The sequence below is a fragment of the Anoxybacillus suryakundensis genome (genome assembly GCF_001418025.1).
GTDB lineage: Bacteria > Bacillota > Bacilli > Bacillales > Anoxybacillaceae > Anoxybacillus > Anoxybacillus tengchongensis.
The window spans coordinates 1-14,748 of the sequence record NZ_LIOK01000026.1 but is presented as its reverse complement, the minus strand read 5'-3'; the positions used below and the strand labels follow the sequence as shown (position 1 = coordinate 14,748).

Annotated in this window: 28 protein-coding genes and 1 pseudogene; all 29 read right to left on the bottom strand. The window is 42.1% G+C overall.

What is annotated here, in order from left to right; all coding sequences use genetic code 11:
• Window positions 1–158 precede the first annotated feature (158 nt).
• Entirely contained in the window at window positions 159–548 is a 390-nt protein-coding gene (gene rpsK, locus ASC42_RS12860; protein ID WP_055442044.1) for a 30S ribosomal protein S11, read from the bottom strand.
• 25 nt (window positions 549–573) lie between these two features.
• Window positions 574–939, bottom strand: coding sequence for a 30S ribosomal protein S13 (gene rpsM / locus ASC42_RS12855; protein ID WP_003397691.1), 366 nt, complete (start codon window positions 937–939; stop codon window positions 574–576).
• Window positions 940–961: 22 nt separating this feature from the next.
• On the bottom strand, window positions 962–1,075 hold the full coding sequence (gene rpmJ, locus ASC42_RS12850) for a 50S ribosomal protein L36 (protein ID WP_000868344.1): 114 nt from the start codon (window positions 1,073–1,075) through the stop codon (window positions 962–964).
• 30 nt (window positions 1,076–1,105) lie between these two features.
• A complete protein-coding gene (infA, locus tag ASC42_RS12845) occupies window positions 1,106–1,324 on the bottom strand; it encodes a translation initiation factor IF-1 (RefSeq protein WP_003247618.1) in 219 nt (72 codons plus the stop codon).
• Window positions 1,325–1,422: 98 nt separating this feature from the next.
• A complete protein-coding gene (map, locus tag ASC42_RS12840) occupies window positions 1,423–2,169 on the bottom strand; it encodes a type I methionyl aminopeptidase (RefSeq protein WP_055442043.1) in 747 nt (248 codons plus the stop codon).
• Entirely contained in the window at window positions 2,169–2,819 is a 651-nt protein-coding gene (locus tag ASC42_RS12835; RefSeq protein WP_055442042.1) for an adenylate kinase, read from the bottom strand. Before ASC42_RS12835 ends, map begins: the two co-directional genes overlap by 1 nt.
• Window positions 2,820–2,878: 59 nt before the next feature.
• The gene (gene secY, locus ASC42_RS12830; protein WP_055442041.1) at window positions 2,879–4,171 is read right to left on the bottom strand and encodes a preprotein translocase subunit SecY; all 1,293 of its coding nucleotides are present in this window, start codon (window positions 4,169–4,171) and stop codon (window positions 2,879–2,881) included.
• Window positions 4,171–4,611 carry a 50S ribosomal protein L15 gene (gene rplO, locus ASC42_RS12825; RefSeq protein WP_032101416.1) on the bottom strand — a complete coding sequence of 147 codons (441 nt, stop codon included), beginning with the start codon at window positions 4,609–4,611 and terminating at the stop codon, window positions 4,171–4,173. The genes secY and rplO overlap by 1 nt, the downstream gene beginning before the upstream one ends.
• A 14-nt stretch (window positions 4,612–4,625) precedes the next feature.
• Window positions 4,626–4,814, bottom strand: coding sequence for a 50S ribosomal protein L30 (gene rpmD, locus ASC42_RS12820; protein ID WP_003397685.1), 189 nt, complete (start codon window positions 4,812–4,814; stop codon window positions 4,626–4,628).
• Window positions 4,815–4,828: 14 nt separating this feature from the next.
• Window positions 4,829–5,329: a 30S ribosomal protein S5 gene (gene rpsE / locus ASC42_RS12815; RefSeq protein ID WP_055442040.1), complete on the bottom strand. Its 501-nt coding sequence runs from the start codon at window positions 5,327–5,329 to the stop codon at window positions 4,829–4,831.
• A 19-nt stretch (window positions 5,330–5,348) separates the two neighbouring features.
• Window positions 5,349–5,711 carry a 50S ribosomal protein L18 gene (rplR, locus tag ASC42_RS12810; protein ID WP_055442039.1) on the bottom strand — a complete coding sequence of 121 codons (363 nt, stop codon included), beginning with the start codon at window positions 5,709–5,711 and terminating at the stop codon, window positions 5,349–5,351.
• Between the two features lie 32 nt (window positions 5,712–5,743).
• Complete coding sequence (gene rplF / locus ASC42_RS12805) at window positions 5,744–6,283, bottom strand: 50S ribosomal protein L6 (RefSeq protein WP_006322642.1); 540 nt, start codon at window positions 6,281–6,283, stop codon at window positions 5,744–5,746.
• Window positions 6,284–6,312: 29 nt separating this feature from the next.
• Window positions 6,313–6,711, bottom strand: a complete 399-nt coding sequence (gene rpsH / locus ASC42_RS12800) for a 30S ribosomal protein S8 (protein ID WP_003397680.1) — start codon at window positions 6,709–6,711, stop codon at window positions 6,313–6,315.
• Between the two features lie 33 nt (window positions 6,712–6,744).
• Window positions 6,745–6,930 (bottom strand): 30S ribosomal protein S14, encoded by a 186-nt coding sequence (gene rpsN / locus ASC42_RS12795; protein WP_003397678.1) that lies wholly within the window; start codon window positions 6,928–6,930, stop codon window positions 6,745–6,747.
• 34 nt (window positions 6,931–6,964) lie between these two features.
• On the bottom strand, window positions 6,965–7,504 hold the full coding sequence (rplE, locus tag ASC42_RS12790; RefSeq protein ID WP_032101421.1) for a 50S ribosomal protein L5: 540 nt from the start codon (window positions 7,502–7,504) through the stop codon (window positions 6,965–6,967).
• A gap of 29 nt (window positions 7,505–7,533) precedes the next feature.
• Window positions 7,534–7,845, bottom strand: a complete 312-nt coding sequence (gene rplX, locus ASC42_RS12785) for a 50S ribosomal protein L24 (RefSeq protein WP_003397676.1) — start codon at window positions 7,843–7,845, stop codon at window positions 7,534–7,536.
• A 36-nt stretch (window positions 7,846–7,881) separates the two neighbouring features.
• Window positions 7,882–8,250 (bottom strand): 50S ribosomal protein L14, encoded by a 369-nt coding sequence (gene rplN, locus ASC42_RS12780; RefSeq protein WP_003397675.1) that lies wholly within the window; start codon window positions 8,248–8,250, stop codon window positions 7,882–7,884.
• A 48-nt stretch (window positions 8,251–8,298) separates the two neighbouring features.
• Window positions 8,299–8,562 carry a 30S ribosomal protein S17 gene (gene rpsQ, locus ASC42_RS12775; protein ID WP_003397674.1) on the bottom strand — a complete coding sequence of 88 codons (264 nt, stop codon included), beginning with the start codon at window positions 8,560–8,562 and terminating at the stop codon, window positions 8,299–8,301.
• A gap of 25 nt (window positions 8,563–8,587) precedes the next feature.
• Complete coding sequence (rpmC, locus tag ASC42_RS12770; protein WP_003397671.1) at window positions 8,588–8,788, bottom strand: 50S ribosomal protein L29; 201 nt, start codon at window positions 8,786–8,788, stop codon at window positions 8,588–8,590.
• On the bottom strand, window positions 8,778–9,212 hold the full coding sequence (rplP, locus tag ASC42_RS12765) for a 50S ribosomal protein L16 (protein WP_003397670.1): 435 nt from the start codon (window positions 9,210–9,212) through the stop codon (window positions 8,778–8,780). Before rplP ends, rpmC begins: the two co-directional genes overlap by 11 nt.
• A 2-nt stretch (window positions 9,213–9,214) precedes the next feature.
• Window positions 9,215–9,871 (bottom strand): 30S ribosomal protein S3, encoded by a 657-nt coding sequence (gene rpsC / locus ASC42_RS12760; RefSeq protein ID WP_003397666.1) that lies wholly within the window; start codon window positions 9,869–9,871, stop codon window positions 9,215–9,217.
• A 3-nt stretch (window positions 9,872–9,874) separates the two neighbouring features.
• A complete protein-coding gene (rplV, locus tag ASC42_RS12755) occupies window positions 9,875–10,216 on the bottom strand; it encodes a 50S ribosomal protein L22 (RefSeq protein WP_006322652.1) in 342 nt (113 codons plus the stop codon).
• Window positions 10,217–10,236: 20 nt separating this feature from the next.
• On the bottom strand, window positions 10,237–10,515 hold the full coding sequence (gene rpsS, locus ASC42_RS12750) for a 30S ribosomal protein S19 (RefSeq protein WP_004888674.1): 279 nt from the start codon (window positions 10,513–10,515) through the stop codon (window positions 10,237–10,239).
• 57 nt (window positions 10,516–10,572) lie between these two features.
• Window positions 10,573–11,403, bottom strand: a complete 831-nt coding sequence (gene rplB, locus ASC42_RS12745) for a 50S ribosomal protein L2 (protein ID WP_003397662.1) — start codon at window positions 11,401–11,403, stop codon at window positions 10,573–10,575.
• Between the two features lie 27 nt (window positions 11,404–11,430).
• Window positions 11,431–11,718 (bottom strand): 50S ribosomal protein L23, encoded by a 288-nt coding sequence (rplW, locus tag ASC42_RS12740; RefSeq protein WP_003397660.1) that lies wholly within the window; start codon window positions 11,716–11,718, stop codon window positions 11,431–11,433.
• Entirely contained in the window at window positions 11,718–12,341 is a 624-nt protein-coding gene (rplD, locus tag ASC42_RS12735) for a 50S ribosomal protein L4 (protein WP_032101422.1), read from the bottom strand. The genes rplW and rplD overlap by 1 nt, the downstream gene beginning before the upstream one ends.
• Window positions 12,342–12,368: 27 nt before the next feature.
• Window positions 12,369–12,995 carry a 50S ribosomal protein L3 gene (rplC, locus tag ASC42_RS12730; RefSeq protein ID WP_032101423.1) on the bottom strand — a complete coding sequence of 209 codons (627 nt, stop codon included), beginning with the start codon at window positions 12,993–12,995 and terminating at the stop codon, window positions 12,369–12,371.
• A gap of 23 nt (window positions 12,996–13,018) precedes the next feature.
• Window positions 13,019–13,327: a 30S ribosomal protein S10 gene (rpsJ, locus tag ASC42_RS12725; protein WP_021095335.1), complete on the bottom strand. Its 309-nt coding sequence runs from the start codon at window positions 13,325–13,327 to the stop codon at window positions 13,019–13,021.
• 315 nt (window positions 13,328–13,642) lie between these two features.
• Window positions 13,643–14,748 (bottom strand): annotated as a pseudogene (gene ltrA, locus ASC42_RS12720) (group II intron reverse transcriptase/maturase); the annotation flags it as partial.

Here is a 14,748-nt window from a genome sequence, read left to right as displayed (position 1 = left end):
CTCCTTCAAAACGTCGAAACCCCGATTAAACCGATGACAGCTCAATCGAAATTCCCCCATGAATAAGTTCCCGAATGTGCACAACAACTGTTTTTTATTTCCCTGTAACAATGACTATATCCCATTATTGACACATACGCAAATTCTATACAGAGAAATTAAACACGACGACGTTTTGGCGGACGGCATCCGTTATGTGGAACCGGTGTAACATCTTTAATTGCTGTAATTTCTAATCCAGCCGCTTGAAGTGCACGAATTGCTGCTTCACGACCAGCACCCGGACCTTTTACGTTTACTTCAACAGTTTTCATGCCATGCTCTATTGACGCTTTTGCAGCAGCTTCTGCAGCCATTTGTGCAGCAAACGGAGTAGACTTACGAGAACCTTTGAAGCCTAATGCACCTGCACTTGACCAAGAAATTGCATTTCCATGAACGTCTGTAATTGTGACGATTGTGTTGTTAAAAGTCGAACGGATATGAGCGATACCAGATTCAATATTCTTTTTTACACGACGTTTACGCGTATTCGTTTTACGTGCCATTCGTTCACGAACCTCCTTTACTTAATTATTTTTTCTTATTGGCTACTGTACGACGTGGACCTTTACGTGTACGAGCATTGTTTTTCGTATTTTGGCCACGAACTGGCAATCCGCGACGATGACGAAGACCACGGTAGCAACCGATCTCCATTAAACGTTTAATGTTTAAAGATACTTCACGACGAAGATCTCCTTCTACTTTTAAGCGATCTACGATTTCGCGAATTTTTCCTAATTCTTCTTCTGTTAAATCGCGAACACGAGTGTCTTCAGATACGCCAGCTTCTGCTAAGATTTTTTGTGCAGTTGCTTTACCGATTCCGTAAATGTATGTTAATGAAATGACTACACGTTTGTCACGAGGAATATCTACACCTGCAATACGTGCCATGATTTGTACACCTCCTCAAGTTTTATCCTTGTTTTTGCTTATGCTTTGGATTTTCACAAATAACCATAACTTTTCCGCGTCTGCGAATGACTTTGCATTTTTCGCAAATTGGTTTTACAGATGGTCTAACCTTCATGTGAACTTACCTCCTTGTTCGTGCGGAGTGTTATTTATATCGATACGTAATTCTTCCACGTGTTAAATCGTAAGGTGATAGTTCTACCGTCACTTTATCACCCGGTAAAATTCGAATAAAATGCATACGAATTTTACCTGAAACGTGAGCTAAAACAGTATGACCGTTTTCAAGCTCTACTCGGAACATGGCATTAGGTAACGTTTCAACGACTGTACCTTCCACTTCAATTACATCGTCTTTCGCCATTGAACGGCTCTCCCTTCTTTTTTGAAATGAGTAACATGTTCAACTAACACGACCAGTTTAAAGCTTACGATGCGCATCCGCAAAGAAGGTTAAAGCGTTCAAAGTGTTGTTAAAATTTCATATCCCGTCTCAGTAATAGCAATCGTATGCTCAAAATGAGCACAAAGTTTACCATCCACTGTGACGACCGTCCAATTATCTTCTAACGTGCGAACATAACGGGTTCCTGCATTCACCATCGGTTCAATGCACAGAACCATGCCTGGCTTTAACCGCGGCCCTTTATTTGGCGGACCGTAATGTGGGATTTGCGGATCTTCATGTAAGTCTTGACCAATTCCATGTCCAACATACTCACGCACAACGGAAAAGTTACGTGCCTCAACGTACGTTTGGATCGCATGGGAAATGTTCGTTAACCGTGCGCCAGGTTTCGCTTCTTCCAATCCGCGATACAATGACTGTTCTGTTACTTCTAACAGTTTTTTTGCCTCTTCGGATATGACCCCGACCGGATATGTCCAAGCCGAATCGCCATGATATCCATTATATTTCGCGCCAATATCGATGCTAATAATATCTCCTTCGCGAAGCACACGGTCTCCCGGAACGCCGTGAACAAGCTCTTCATTTACGGACGTACAAATGCTCCCTTGGAATCCATTATATCCTTTAAACGAAGGAATTGCATCATGTTTACGAATGAACGTTTCAGCAATATGATCGAGCTCTCTTGTCGTTATGCCTGGTTCGATATATTTTTGTAATTCTTGATGAGTTAAGGCAACAATTCGACCAGCTTCACGCATAATTTCAATTTCGCGTGGGGTTTTGCAAATGATCATTATTGTAAGCCCCCAAGTAATTCACAAATATTAGCAAACACTTGATCAATATGTTGTTGTCCGTTAATGTTGCGCAAGTATCCTTTTGCTGCATAAAAATCCAGCAACGGTTGCGCTTGCTTCATATTGACTTCAAGACGATTTGCTACGGTCGCTTCGTTATCATCTGCACGTTGATACAACTCTCCACCACATTTATCGCAAACACCTGCTTGGGCTGGTGGATTAAATACGAGATGGTACGTTGCGCCACATTCTTTGCAAATGCGTCTGCCTGTTAAACGCTCCATTAAAATGCTCTTATCTACTTCGATGTTAATGACATAATCAATGGAACGGTTCAATTGTTGAAGAAGTGTTTCTAACGCTTCTGCTTGAGCGACTGTTCGTGGGAAACCGTCAAGCAAAAATCCGTTTTGGCAATCGTCCTTACTTAATCGTTCACGAACAATGCCAATAGTCACTTCGTCTGGAACAAGATCACCGCGATCCATATATGACTTCGCCTGCAAACCGAGCTCTGTTCCTTCTTTGATCGCTGCTCGAAACATATCCCCAGTAGAAATGTGAGGAATTTTGTATTTCTCAACAATTTTTTCTGCCTGCGTGCCTTTTCCAGCGCCCGGCAGCCCCATTAATACCAAATTCATCAATTTCTCCCCCTCAGCTCTATGTGAGGTAGAGGGAATAAAATTCCCAACACCTCTTTTTATTTAATAAAGCCTTTATAATGGCGCTTCACTAATTGGCTTTCTAGCTGCTTCATCGTCTCCAAAGCAACACCGACGACGATCAGCAAGCTCGTTCCTCCAATTTGAGCAGAAGGCGGTAGTTTAGCGAACTCGATAAAGAAGACAGGAAGAACAGCGATTGCTGCTAAAAATAGAGCTCCGACGAAAGTTAATCGATATAAAACACGTGTAATGAATTCTTGCGTGTTCTTTCCTGGACGAATGCCTGGAATATAACCACCTTGCTTTTTCAAATTGTCCGCCATTTGTTCCGGATTAACTTGAACAAACGCATAAAAATACGTAAAGGCAACAATTAAAGCGACGTATATGATCATCCCAACTGGTTGTGTGTAGTCAAAAACTTTTTTAATCCACAATGTTACATCATTCGAACCGAAAAACGATGCAATCGTCGGTGGAGTAATAATAAACGACACTGCAAAAATAACCGGAATAACGCCTGCCGGATTAACTTTCAACGGAATGTGTGTCGAATGACCACCTACTGGACTACGTCCTTCTAATCGCTTAGCATACTGAATCGGGATTTTCCGAAACGCTTGTTGCATATAAATGACACCAACGATGACTGCAACAACTGCTAAAGCGACTAATAGTACTGTGACGATGCGTAAAAACAGCTGATCGCCAGCATTTTCAAACTGCTGTACGTAAATTTGATTGAGCGTTGTTGGGATACCTGAAACAATCCCTGCAAAAATCAAAACAGAAATGCCGTTCCCAACACCTTTGGCTGTAATTTGCTCACCGAGCCACATTAAAAAAGCTGTGCCTGCTGTTAAAACGAGCGCAATAAGCAAATATGTCGGAATGCCTGGGTTTTTAATGAGTACACCACCAGACATATTATGAAACCCGTATGACATAGCGAACGCTTGGATAAAACCAAGCACAATCGTGAAATAGCGAGTAAACTGAGCGAGTTTACGGCGGCCTACTTCTCCTTGTTTCGACCATTCCGTAAATTTAGGAACAACATCCATCTGCAATAGTTGTACAATGATGGATGCCGTAATGTATGGCATGACGCCCATCGCAAAAATAGAGAAATTTTTCAAGGCGCCACCACCGAACGTGTTCAATACACCGAAAGCGTTGAACTGATCTTGCATTTTTAATACATCTGCATTGACACCCGGCACAGGAATAAACGTACCGATGCGAAATACAATGAGCATAAGAAGGGTGAACATAATTTTTCTTCTTATATCACCCACGCGCATAAAATTGGAGATTGTTCGAAACATTAAATCACCTCAGTTGTACCGCCAGCAGCTTCGATCGCTTCTTTTGCAGAAGCAGAGAATTTATGAGCTTTTACTGTTAACTTTTTCGTAAGCTCACCGTTTCCAAGAACTTTGATGCCTGCTTTTAACTTGCTTACTACGCCTGTTTCAAGCAACAATTCTGGTGTCACTTCCGTACCGTCTTCAAAGCGATTTAACGCTTCGAGGTTAACGATCGCATATTCTTTACGATGAATGTTTGTAAAACCGCGTTTTGGTAAACGACGGAATAAAGGTGTTTGACCGCCTTCAAAGCCGATGCGTACGCCGCCACCAGAGCGAGCGTTTTGCCCTTTGTGTCCTTTACCAGAAGTTTTTCCGTTACCAGAACCGATACCACGACCAACACGGTTGCGTTCTTTACGGGAACCCGGTGCTGGTTGTAATTCATGTAGCTTCATGTCTAGGCACCTCCTTATTCTTCTAATTCTTTTACTGTTACAAGGTGAGAAACTTTATTAATCATTCCACGAATGGCTGGATTGTCGTTATGAACAACTGTTTGATGCAATTTTCGTAAACCTAATGTTTTAACCGTCACGCGTTGGTCTTGCGGACGACCAATTACGCTGCGAGTGAGGGTAATTGCTAATTTTTTCGCCATCATTTTTCCCTCCCTTATCCTAACAGTTCCTCAACTGTTTTACCGCGCAATTTTGCTACCTCTTCAGCACGTTTCAATTGCTTCAAACCGTCGATTGTTGCGCGTACCATGTTGATTGGCGTGTTGGAACCGATTGACTTCGATAAAATATCGCTAACACCTGCTAACTCTAATACCGCACGCGCAGGACCTCCAGCGATAACCCCAGTACCTTCAGATGCTGGTTTTAAAATGATTTCACCTGCACCGAAATGTCCAATGACTTCATGTGGAATTGTTGTACCAACGATCGGTACAGTAATTAAGTTTTTCTTCGCGTCTTCAATCGCTTTACGAATAGCATCTGGAACTTCTTGAGCTTTTCCTGTCCCAAAGCCGACATGACCGTTTTTGTCACCAACAACGACTAACGCAGCGAAACGGAAACGACGTCCACCTTTTACGACTTTAGCTACGCGGTTAACGGCAACAACGCGTTCTTCTAGTTCAAGTTTATTTGGATCAATGCGACGCATCTCTGTCCCTCCTTCTTAATTAGAATTGTAATCCAGCTTCACGAGCAGCGTCTGCAAGTGCTTTAACACGTCCATGATATAAATATCCGCCACGGTCAAATACAACCGATGTAATTCCTTTTTCAAGCGCACGTTTAGCAATCAATTCGCCCACTTTTTGAGCTGCTTCAACATTACCTGTTGGTTCTAAATCGAATTCTTTATCTAACGTTGACGCACTAACGAGCGTCACAGCTTTCATATCGTCAATAATTTGTGCGTAAATGTGTTTGTTTGAACGGAACACATTTAAGCGTGGACGTTCCGCAGTTCCTACTACTTTACGACGAACACGAGCGTGTCTTTTTTTGCGAACTGCATTTTTATCAAGCTTAGTGATCATTCGTGTCACTCCTTTCATTTACCTAAGCAGCATTATTTCTTACCTGTTTTACCTTCTTTACGACGTACAACTTCGCCTTCGTAGCGAATACCTTTTCCTTTATAAGGCTCTGGTGAACGAACGGCACGAATGTTTGCTGCTAATTCACCAACACGTTGTTTGTCCGCACCTTTAACGATGATTTTTGTTTGTGAAGGAACTTCGATTTCAAGGCCTTCTTCTGGTTCGATTTCAACAGGATGAGAGTATCCTACGCTTAAAACAAGCTTTTTGCCTTGTTTTGTCGCACGGTAACCGACCCCAACAAGCTCAAGCGCACGCTCATAACCTTTTGAAACACCTTCAACCATGTTCGCAAGTAAGCTACGAGTCGTTCCGTGAAGCGCACGATGATGTTTTTCATCGCTTGGACGCTCAACTGTTAAAACGTTGCCTTCTAATTTAATGACCATATCTGGATGGAACGTACGAGTAAGTTCACCTTTCGGACCTTTTACAGTAACTGTGTTACCGTTTAATGTAACTGTAACACCAGCTGGAATTTCCAATGGTTTTTTACCAACACGTGACATGTACTACACCTCCATTCGTTGCAAAATAATTACCAAATATATGCTAACACTTCGCCGCCAGTACGTTTTTGACGTGCTTCTTTGTCAGTTAAAATACCTTGAGATGTTGAAAGAATTGCGATTCCTAAACCGTTCAATACGCGTGGTACTTCATCAGCTTTTGCATATACGCGCAAACCAGGTTTGCTAATGCGTTTAAGACCTGTAATTACGCGCTCGTTGTTTGGACCGTACTTTAAGAAAATTCGAAGAATACCTTGTTTGTTATCTTCAATGTATTCGACATCACGAATGAAACCTTCACGCTTTAAAATTTCAGCGATTTCTCTTTTAATTTTTGAAGCAGGAACTTCAAGTTTCTCGTGACGCACCATGTTCGCATTACGAATGCGAGTAAGCATATCTGCAATTGGATCTGTCATCACCATTATGTTTTACCTCCTTCCCAACTCATGGGTTTATTACCAGCTTGCTTTTTTCACACCAGGAATTTGACCTTTATACGCTAATTCACGGAAACAAATACGGCAAAGTTTAAATTTGCGATATACAGAGTGTGGACGTCCACAACGCTCACAACGAGTGTACGCTTGCACTTTAAACTTTGGTGTGCGTTTTTGTTTCGCGATCATTGATTTTTTAGCCACGTTTTCGCCTCCCTCTTTTTACGAATGGGAATGATTATTTTTGGAATGGCATACCGAGCAACGTAAGTAATTCACGAGCTTCCTCGTCTGTTTTCGCAGTTGTAACGATGACGATGTCCATACCGCGAACTTTGTTTACTTTATCGTAGTCAATTTCAGGGAAAATTAATTGCTCTTTTACACCTAATGTGTAGTTGCCGCGTCCGTCAAAAGATTTTTTAGAAACACCACGGAAGTCGCGAACACGCGGTAAAGAAACAGACACGAGCTTATCGAAAAACTCGTACATACGCTCACCGCGAAGCGTTACTTTCGCACCGATTGGCATTCCTTCACGAAGACGGAAACCAGCGATTGATTTTTTTGCGCGTGTAACAACTGGTTTTTGACCAGAAATTAATGCGAGTTCTTCTACTGCGTTATCTAACGCTTTTGCGTTTTGTACCGCATCACCAACACCCATGTTGATGACAATTTTCTCGATTTTTGGAACTTGCATCACAGATTTATAGTTAAACTTGCTCATCAGAGCAGGAACAACTTCTTTTACATACTTTTCTTTAAGGCGGTTCATTTGAGTACCTCCCTTCCTCGATCACTTCATTATTTGTCTAAAATTTCACCAGAACGTTTCGCATAGCGAACTTTTTTACCGTCAACTACTTTGTATCCAACACGAGTTGGTAATCCTGTTTTTGGATCAAGAGGCATTACGTTTGATACGTGGATTGGCGCCTCTTGGCTGATGATGCCGCCTTGTGGATTTGCTTGGGAAGGTTTCACGTGTTTTTTCACGATATTTACACCTTCAACAAGCACTCGGTTTTTCTTTGGAAACGCAGCGAGAATAACGCCTTGTTTGCCTTTATCTTTACCAGAGATTACTTGTACTTTATCACCTTTTTTTACATGCATCTGAATCGCACCTCCTTAAAAGGCTTTTCCTTTTCATTAAATCACTTCTGGAGCTAAAGAAACGATTTTCATAAAGTCTTTTTCACGTAATTCACGAGCAACTGGCCCGAAAATACGTGTACCACGTGGGCTCTTGTCATCACGAATGATTACGCAAGCATTTTCATCAAAACGGATGTAAGAACCGTCTGTACGGCGCACGCCACGTTTCGTACGAACGACAACCGCTTTAACAACTTGACCTTTTTTAACAACGCCACCTGGTGTTGCATCTTTAACTGTCGCCACAACAATGTCGCCAACGTTCGCATAGCGACGACCAGAACCACCTAGCACTTTAATGACAAGCACTTCACGTGCACCAGAGTTATCAGCAACTTTCATACGAGTTTCTTGTTGAATCATTGACGAAACCTCCTTTCGGATTTGTATCCATCATTCCGAACATATTCATTAAACAATAACAGCTTTTTCGACTACTTCAACAAGACGGAAACGTTTTGTCGCAGAAAGAGGACGTGTTTCCATAATTTTTACGATATCGCCCACTTTTGCTACATTGTTTTCGTCATGTGCCTTATATTTTTTCGAATACTTTACGCGCTTTCCGTAAAGAGGATGCTTTTTATAAGTTTCTACAAGAACCGTAATTGTTTTATCCATTTTATCGGAAACAACACGGCCGACGAGAACTTTACGATTGTTGCGTTCACTCATTGTGCGAACCTCCTCTCGATATCAATTATTTATTAGCAGCGATCTCTCTTTCGCGAATAACAGTTTTCATACGCGCAATCGCTTTGCGTACTTCACGAATACGAGCAGTATTCTCTAATTGACCTGTTGCCAATTGGAAGCGAAGGTTGAATAACTCTTCTTTCAACGCTTTAATTTTTTGTTCAATCTCGGCAGTGGTAAGTTCACGAATTTCTTTAGCTTTCATTTGATTCACCACCAATTTCTTCACGTTTTACGAATTTACATTTGATTGGAAGTTTGTGAGAAGCAAGACGTAACGCTTCGCGAGCTACTTCTTCAGAAACTCCCGCGATTTCAAACATCACTTTACCAGGTTTAACTACAGCTACCCAACCTTCAGGAGCACCTTTACCGGAACCCATGCGCACTTCAAGTGGTTTTGCTGTATATGGTTTTGAAGGGAAAATTTTAATCCATACTTTACCGCCACGTCTCATGTAACGAGTCATCGCACGACGAGCAGCCTCGATTTGACGGTTTGTAATCCATGCTGGCTCTAACGCTTGTAAGCCGTACTCACCAAAATGTACTTCCGTACCGCCTTTTGCGCGACCTTTCATGCGACCGCGATGTTCACGACGATATTTTACGCGTTTTGGCATTAACATGATTAATTTCCTCCTTCCTCAGTTTTCTTTTTCGTAGGAAGGACCTCTCCACGATAAATCCATACTTTCACGCCGATTTTTCCATATGTTGTGTCCGCTTCTGCTGTTGCATAATCAATGTCAGCGCGAAGAGTATGAAGTGGAACTGTTCCTTCGCTGTAATGTTCTGAGCGAGCGATATCTGCTCCACCTAAACGACCAGATACCATCGTTTTAATTCCTTTAGCACCTGCGCGCATTGTGCGTTGAATGGCTTGTTTTTGTGCACGACGGAATGATACGCGGTTTTCAATTTGACGCGCGATATTTTCCGCAACAAGTTTTGCTTCTAAGTCTGGCTTTTTAATTTCAACGATGTTGATATGAACACGTTTGCCAGTTAATTCGTTCAACGCTTTACGAAGCGCTTCAACTTCAGATCCACCTTTACCGATTACCATACCTGGTTTCGCTGTATGGATTGTAATATTTACACGGTTTGCTGCACGCTCGATTTCAATGCGAGAAACAGCTGCATCGCTTAAGCGCTTTGTGAGGTACTCACGAATTTTAAGATCTTCGTGTAAAAGGTCTGCGTAATCTTTTTCAGCGTACCATCTTGATTCCCAATCACGGATAATACCAATGCGAAGACCGATTGGATTTACCTTTTGACCCACTGATTATCCCTCCTTCTTTTCTGAAACAACGATTGTGATATGGCTTGTGCGTTTGTTAATTGCGCTCGCACGACCTTGTGCACGAGGACGGAAACGTTTCAATGTTGGTCCTTCGTTCACATAAGCCTCTGTAACAACAAGTTTATTCACGTCCATGTCATAGTTATGTTCTGCGTTTGCCACTGCAGATTTTAATACTTTCTCGATAATTGGAGAAGCAGCTTTTGGCGTATGGCGAAGAATCGCAACTGCTTCACTCACTTGCTTTCCTCGAATTAAATCAATCACTAAACGAGCTTTACGAGGAGCAATTCGAACCGTTCTAGCAACAGCTTTAGCTTGCATAAATGAAGCCTCCTCTCATATTAACGTTTTGTTTTCTTGTCATCAGCAGCGTGACCTTTGTACGTGCGCGTTGGCGCGAACTCACCGAGCTTATGACCGACCATGTCCTCTGTGATGTAAACTGGAACGTGTTTACGACCATCGTAAACAGCGATTGTGTGACCAATGAATTGTGGGAAAATTGTCGAACGACGAGACCATGTTTTGATCACTTGTTTTTGTCCAGTTTCATTCAACTTCTCGATTTTTTTCATTAAATGATCATCACAAAAAGGACCTTTTTTCAAGCTGCGACCCATAAGTGAACCTCCTTTCGTGATTGCTCTACGGTTCTTGTGAACCGTAGCTCAACCCCGTTATTTTTTACGACGACGTACGATAAATTTATCGGATTTGTTTTTCTTCTTACGCGTTTTGAATCCAAGCGTTGGTTTACCCCATGGAGTCATTGGAGACTTACGTCCGATTGGTGCTTTACCTTCACCACCACCATGTGGGTGATCTACTGGGTTCATAACAGAACCACGAACAGTTGGACGAATGCCTAACCAACGAGCGCGTCCAGCTTTACCGATGTTCACAAGCTCATGTTGTTCGTTACCAACTTGACCGACTGTTGCACGGCAAGTTGCTAAAATCATACGAACTTCACCTGAAGATAAACGAACGAGTACGTACTTACCTTCTTTACCAAGTACTTGTGCAGATGTACCTGCAGCGCGCACTAACTGTCCGCCTTTACCAGGTTTTAATTCGATGTTGTGAATAACTGTACCGACTGGAATGTTTGCTAAAGGTAATGCGTTACCTACTTTAATGTCCGCATCTGGACCTGACATGATTTCCATGCCAACTTCTAAGTTTTTCGGTGCGATGATGTAACGTTTTTCACCATCAGCGTAATGAATTAACGCGATGTTCGCAGAACGGTTTGGATCGTATTCGATTGTAGCAACGCGTCCTGGAATGCCATCTTTATCGCGTTTAAAGTCAATAATACGATATTGACGCTTATGACCGCCACCTTGGTGACGAACTGTTAATTTACCTTGGTTGTTACGACCGCCCTTTTTCTTTAAAGGCGCAAGCAACGATTTTTCCGGCTTATCTGTTGTAAGCTCAGAGAAGTCTAAAACCGTCATACCACGACGACCGTTAGACGTTGGCTTATATTTTTTAATCGCCATGTCCTTTTCCCTCCTTCACTTTTAAACTTATACTTCAAATAGTTCGATCTCTTTGCTGTCTGGCGTTAACGTAACAATCGCTTTACGACGACGATTTGTTAAGCCGCTATAGCGACCAACACGTTTGAACTTTCCTTTATAGTTCATAATGTTAACTTTCGCTACTTTCACGCCAAAAATCGCTTCGATCGCGTCTTTTACTTCTGTTTTGTTCGCTTTCACATCAACTTCGAACGTATATTTTTTCTCAGTCATTAACTCTGTTGAACGTTCAGTAATGACGGGGCGCTTAATAATATCGCGAGGATCTTTCATTATGCAAGCACCTCCTCTACTTTTTCCACAGCAGCTTTCGTAATGATAAGCTTGTCGTGGTTGAGTACATCAAGAACGTTAATTCCGCTTGCTGTCACAACTGTGACTCCTGGAATGTTGCGAGCTGAAAGAATAACGTTCTCATTTGCATCTGCTGTTACAATTAACGCCTTGCGATCAACAGAAAGATTGTTTAAAATTTTAACCATTTCTTTTGTTTTCGGTGCTTCAAGCGTTAAATTGTCTAATACAACGATGCTGTTTTCAAGCACTTTTGAAGATAAAGCTGATTTAATGGCTAAGCGACGAACTTTTTTCGGAAGTTTGTAGCTGTAGCTGCGTGGAACTGGACCAAATACAATACCACCGCCACGCCATTGTGGAGAACGGATCGATCCTTGGCGAGCGCGTCCAGTACCTTTTTGACGCCATGGTTTACGGCCACCGCCGCTCACTTCTGCACGATTTTTTGTTTTATGAGTTCCTTGACGCAAGGAAGCACGTTGCATAATTACCGCTTCAAATAACACATGTTTGTTCGGTTCAATACCAAATACGGCATCGTTTAATTCGATTTCACCGATGTTTTCTCCGTTTTGGTTGTACAATGCTACTTTTGGCATTGGGTGTTTCCTCCTTTCTTAAAGAAATTATTTCGCTTTAACCGCGCTTTTAATAATCACAAGTCCTTTGTTTGGACCTGGTACATTTCCTTTAATTAAAATTAAGTTGCGCTCTGGATCCACTTTAACAACTTTTAAGTTTTGTACTGTTACACGCTCGCCACCCATGCGACCCGGAAGCTCTTTTGATTTAAATACACGGTTTGGAGCGATCGGACCCATTGAACCAGGACGACGATGGTAACGAGAACCGTGAGCCATTGGTCCACGAGATTGTCCGTGGCGTTTGATCACACCTTGGAAACCTTTACCTTTTGACGTACCTGTTACATCAACGATTTCACCTTCGTTGAAAATGTCCACTTTTACTTCTTGACCTACTTCATATTCTGCAAGATTCACACCACGAATTTCACGAATGAAGCGCTTAGGTGTGGTGTTTGCCTTCGCAGCATGACCTTTTTGAGGCTTGTTCGCTAACTTCTCACGTAAATCTTCAAAACCTAATTGAATCGCTTCATAACCGTCGTTTTCAATCGTTTTCTTCTGAAGAACTACGTTTGGATTCGCTTGAATAACCGTTACAGGAATAAGATCTCCGTTTTCAGCGAACACTTGAGTCATGCCGATTTTTCTTCCTAAGATTCCTTTCATCTTTCACACCTCCTATATCGCAATTACAATTTGATTTCAATATCGACACCAGACGGTAAGTCTAAACGCATTAAAGAATCTACTGTTTGTGGAGTCGGATTAACGATATCGATTAAGCGTTTATGTGTGCGCATTTCGAACTGCTCACGAGAGTCTTTGTACTTATGAACCGCACGTAAGATCGTGTATACCGTTTTTTCAGTTGGTAACGGAATCGGTCCAGATACAGTTGCGCCTGAACGCTTTGCAGTTTCCACAATTTTCTCAGCAGATTGATCAAGAATTCGATGATCATATGCTTTTAAACGAATACGAATTTTTTCTTTTGCCATTATTTTCCCTCCTTCTTCGCCTATTTTCAAAATAGACATTCTCCATGGAAATTTCCTTCACACTCGCCATGGCAAAGCGGCCGGGTGTGTCAGCAACCTTCCACTTCATCGCAGTCAAAGACCAACGTTTATTATTATATATAATTTTTATATTCAATGCAAGTTTTTTATTTCTTTTCTTTGCAAACTGCCTTTCCTATTATACATATTTCGTCATGCATTTTCAATGGAGTAAATCGAGTAGGAGGAGGTGATTAACCTCCGTCCTCTCACACCACCGTACGTACGGTTCCGTATACGGCGGTTCAATCAAGATCAATGACGCAAGAATTCGTAACGTTCTTGTAGACTTTTGAGACCTTGGTCATTCCAGTAGGAGTTTCCAAGGGTTTTGTGTAAGATGGGGCTATTTGAAATACGCCAGTACCCTTTCCGACTATTCCCCCATTCGTAGGCTTTCCACGAAGGAACTCCCAATTTTATTAAGTTACGTATCCTCGTTTTTGGTGTCTTCCAATTTTTCCATAAGCACATGCGAAGTCTTCGACGAATCCATCCGTCTAGTTTCCGAAAGGGTGATTTCGTATCCGCCAGCGCAAAGTATCCGCACCATCCTAATGATATTGATTCAATTTCTGAATCCGATACTCCATAGGATACGGCATTTTCCTAGAGGTGATTTCTCGTACTTTCTTCTTCATTCGTTTTAGGCTTTCTTTTGCGATTCGAACGTTTGGTTCTTTTGAATCCGTGAAGCTAAACTCAAGGAACTTTCGTTTCCAAGGACAGGCTACTGCCGACTTCTTCATGTTCACTTTCAGGCGGAGTTTGCGCTCAATGAATTGTTGAACGCTTGCCATTGTCCGTTCTCCTGCCCTTTTTGATTTCACATAAATATTACAGTCGTCTGCGTAACGAACGAATCGATGTCCTCTCTTTTCTAATTCTTTATCCAGCTCATCGAGGACGATGTTTGAAAGGAGCGGACTTAATGGTCCACCTTGTGGTGTCCCTTTCTCTGTACTTGAAACCACTCCATGAATCATGACGCCCGACTGTAGGTATTTGCGGATTAGCTTCAATAACGGTTTCTCGTGGATTCTTTTCGCCAATGTGCTCATGAGTCTGTCGTGGTTGACCTGGTCAAAGAACTTTTCCAAATCTATGTCTACAACCCATCGGTATCCTTCTTTGATATATCCTTGTGCTTTCCTCACTGCATCATGGGCGCTTCGATTTGGGCGAAAGCCGTAGCTATGTTCGGAAAACAGGGGATCATATATCTTTGACAATACTTGGGCAATTGCCTGTTGAATCAAATGGTCTGTCACGGTTGGGATACCTAGTAACCGAACACCGCCATCAGGCTTCGGGATTTCGACTCTTCGGACAGGCATCGGTTCATAGGTACCTTTGAGAAT

Bases quoted from the DNA above. Each gene is read 5' to 3' on its own strand.
- rplW (WP_003397660.1), bottom strand. From the start codon at position 11,718: ATGAAAGATCCTCGCGATATTATTAAGCGCCCCGTCATTACTGAACGT.
- rplC (WP_032101423.1), bottom strand. From the start codon at position 12,995: ATGAAAGGAATCTTAGGAAGAAAAATCGGCATGACTCAAGTGTTCGCT.
- rpmD (WP_003397685.1), bottom strand. From the start codon at position 4,814: ATGGCGAAAAAATTAGCAATTACCCTCACTCGCAGCGTAATTGGTCGT.
- map (WP_055442043.1), bottom strand. From the start codon at position 2,169: ATGATCATTTGCAAAACCCCACGCGAAATTGAAATTATGCGTGAAGCT.
- rpsM (WP_003397691.1), bottom strand. From the start codon at position 939: ATGGCACGTATTGCAGGTGTAGATATTCCTCGTGACAAACGTGTAGTC.
- rpsJ (WP_021095335.1), bottom strand. From the start codon at position 13,327: ATGGCAAAAGAAAAAATTCGTATTCGTTTAAAAGCATATGATCATCGA.
- rplB (WP_003397662.1), bottom strand. From the start codon at position 11,403: ATGGCGATTAAAAAATATAAGCCAACGTCTAACGGTCGTCGTGGTATG.
- rplV (WP_006322652.1), bottom strand. From the start codon at position 10,216: ATGCAAGCTAAAGCTGTTGCTAGAACGGTTCGAATTGCTCCTCGTAAA.
- ASC42_RS12835 (WP_055442042.1), bottom strand. From the start codon at position 2,819: ATGAATTTGGTATTAATGGGGCTGCCGGGCGCTGGAAAAGGCACGCAG.
- rpsK (WP_055442044.1), bottom strand. From the start codon at position 548: ATGGCACGTAAAACGAATACGCGTAAACGTCGTGTAAAAAAGAATATT.
- rplD (WP_032101422.1), bottom strand. From the start codon at position 12,341: ATGCCAAAAGTAGCATTGTACAACCAAAACGGAGAAAACATCGGTGAA.
- secY (WP_055442041.1), bottom strand. From the start codon at position 4,171: ATGTTTCGAACAATCTCCAATTTTATGCGCGTGGGTGATATAAGAAGA.
- rpsH (WP_003397680.1), bottom strand. From the start codon at position 6,711: ATGGTGATGACAGATCCAATTGCAGATATGCTTACTCGCATTCGTAAT.
- rpmC (WP_003397671.1), bottom strand. From the start codon at position 8,788: ATGAAAGCTAAAGAAATTCGTGAACTTACCACTGCCGAGATTGAACAA.
- rplR (WP_055442039.1), bottom strand. From the start codon at position 5,711: ATGATCACTAAGCTTGATAAAAATGCAGTTCGCAAAAAAAGACACGCT.
- rplO (WP_032101416.1), bottom strand. From the start codon at position 4,611: ATGAAGCTACATGAATTACAACCAGCACCGGGTTCCCGTAAAGAACGC.
- rpsS (WP_004888674.1), bottom strand. From the start codon at position 10,515: ATGGGTCGCAGCTTGAAAAAAGGTCCTTTTTGTGATGATCATTTAATG.
- rpsQ (WP_003397674.1), bottom strand. From the start codon at position 8,562: ATGAGTGAACGCAACAATCGTAAAGTTCTCGTCGGCCGTGTTGTTTCC.
- rpsE (WP_055442040.1), bottom strand. From the start codon at position 5,329: ATGCGTCGCATTGATCCAAATAAACTTGAACTAGAAGAACGCGTTGTT.
- rpmJ (WP_000868344.1), bottom strand. From the start codon at position 1,075: ATGAAGGTTAGACCATCTGTAAAACCAATTTGCGAAAAATGCAAAGTC.
- rplP (WP_003397670.1), bottom strand. From the start codon at position 9,212: ATGTTAATGCCAAAACGCGTAAAATATCGTCGTGAACATCGCGGTCGC.
- rplE (WP_032101421.1), bottom strand. From the start codon at position 7,504: ATGAACCGCCTTAAAGAAAAGTATGTAAAAGAAGTTGTTCCTGCTCTG.
- rplF (WP_006322642.1), bottom strand. From the start codon at position 6,283: ATGTCACGTGTTGGTAAAAAACCATTGGAAATTCCAGCTGGTGTTACA.
- rplN (WP_003397675.1), bottom strand. From the start codon at position 8,250: ATGATTCAACAAGAAACTCGTATGAAAGTTGCTGATAACTCTGGTGCA.
- infA (WP_003247618.1), bottom strand. From the start codon at position 1,324: ATGGCGAAAGACGATGTAATTGAAGTGGAAGGTACAGTCGTTGAAACG.
- rplX (WP_003397676.1), bottom strand. From the start codon at position 7,845: ATGCATGTAAAAAAAGGTGATAAAGTACAAGTAATCTCTGGTAAAGAT.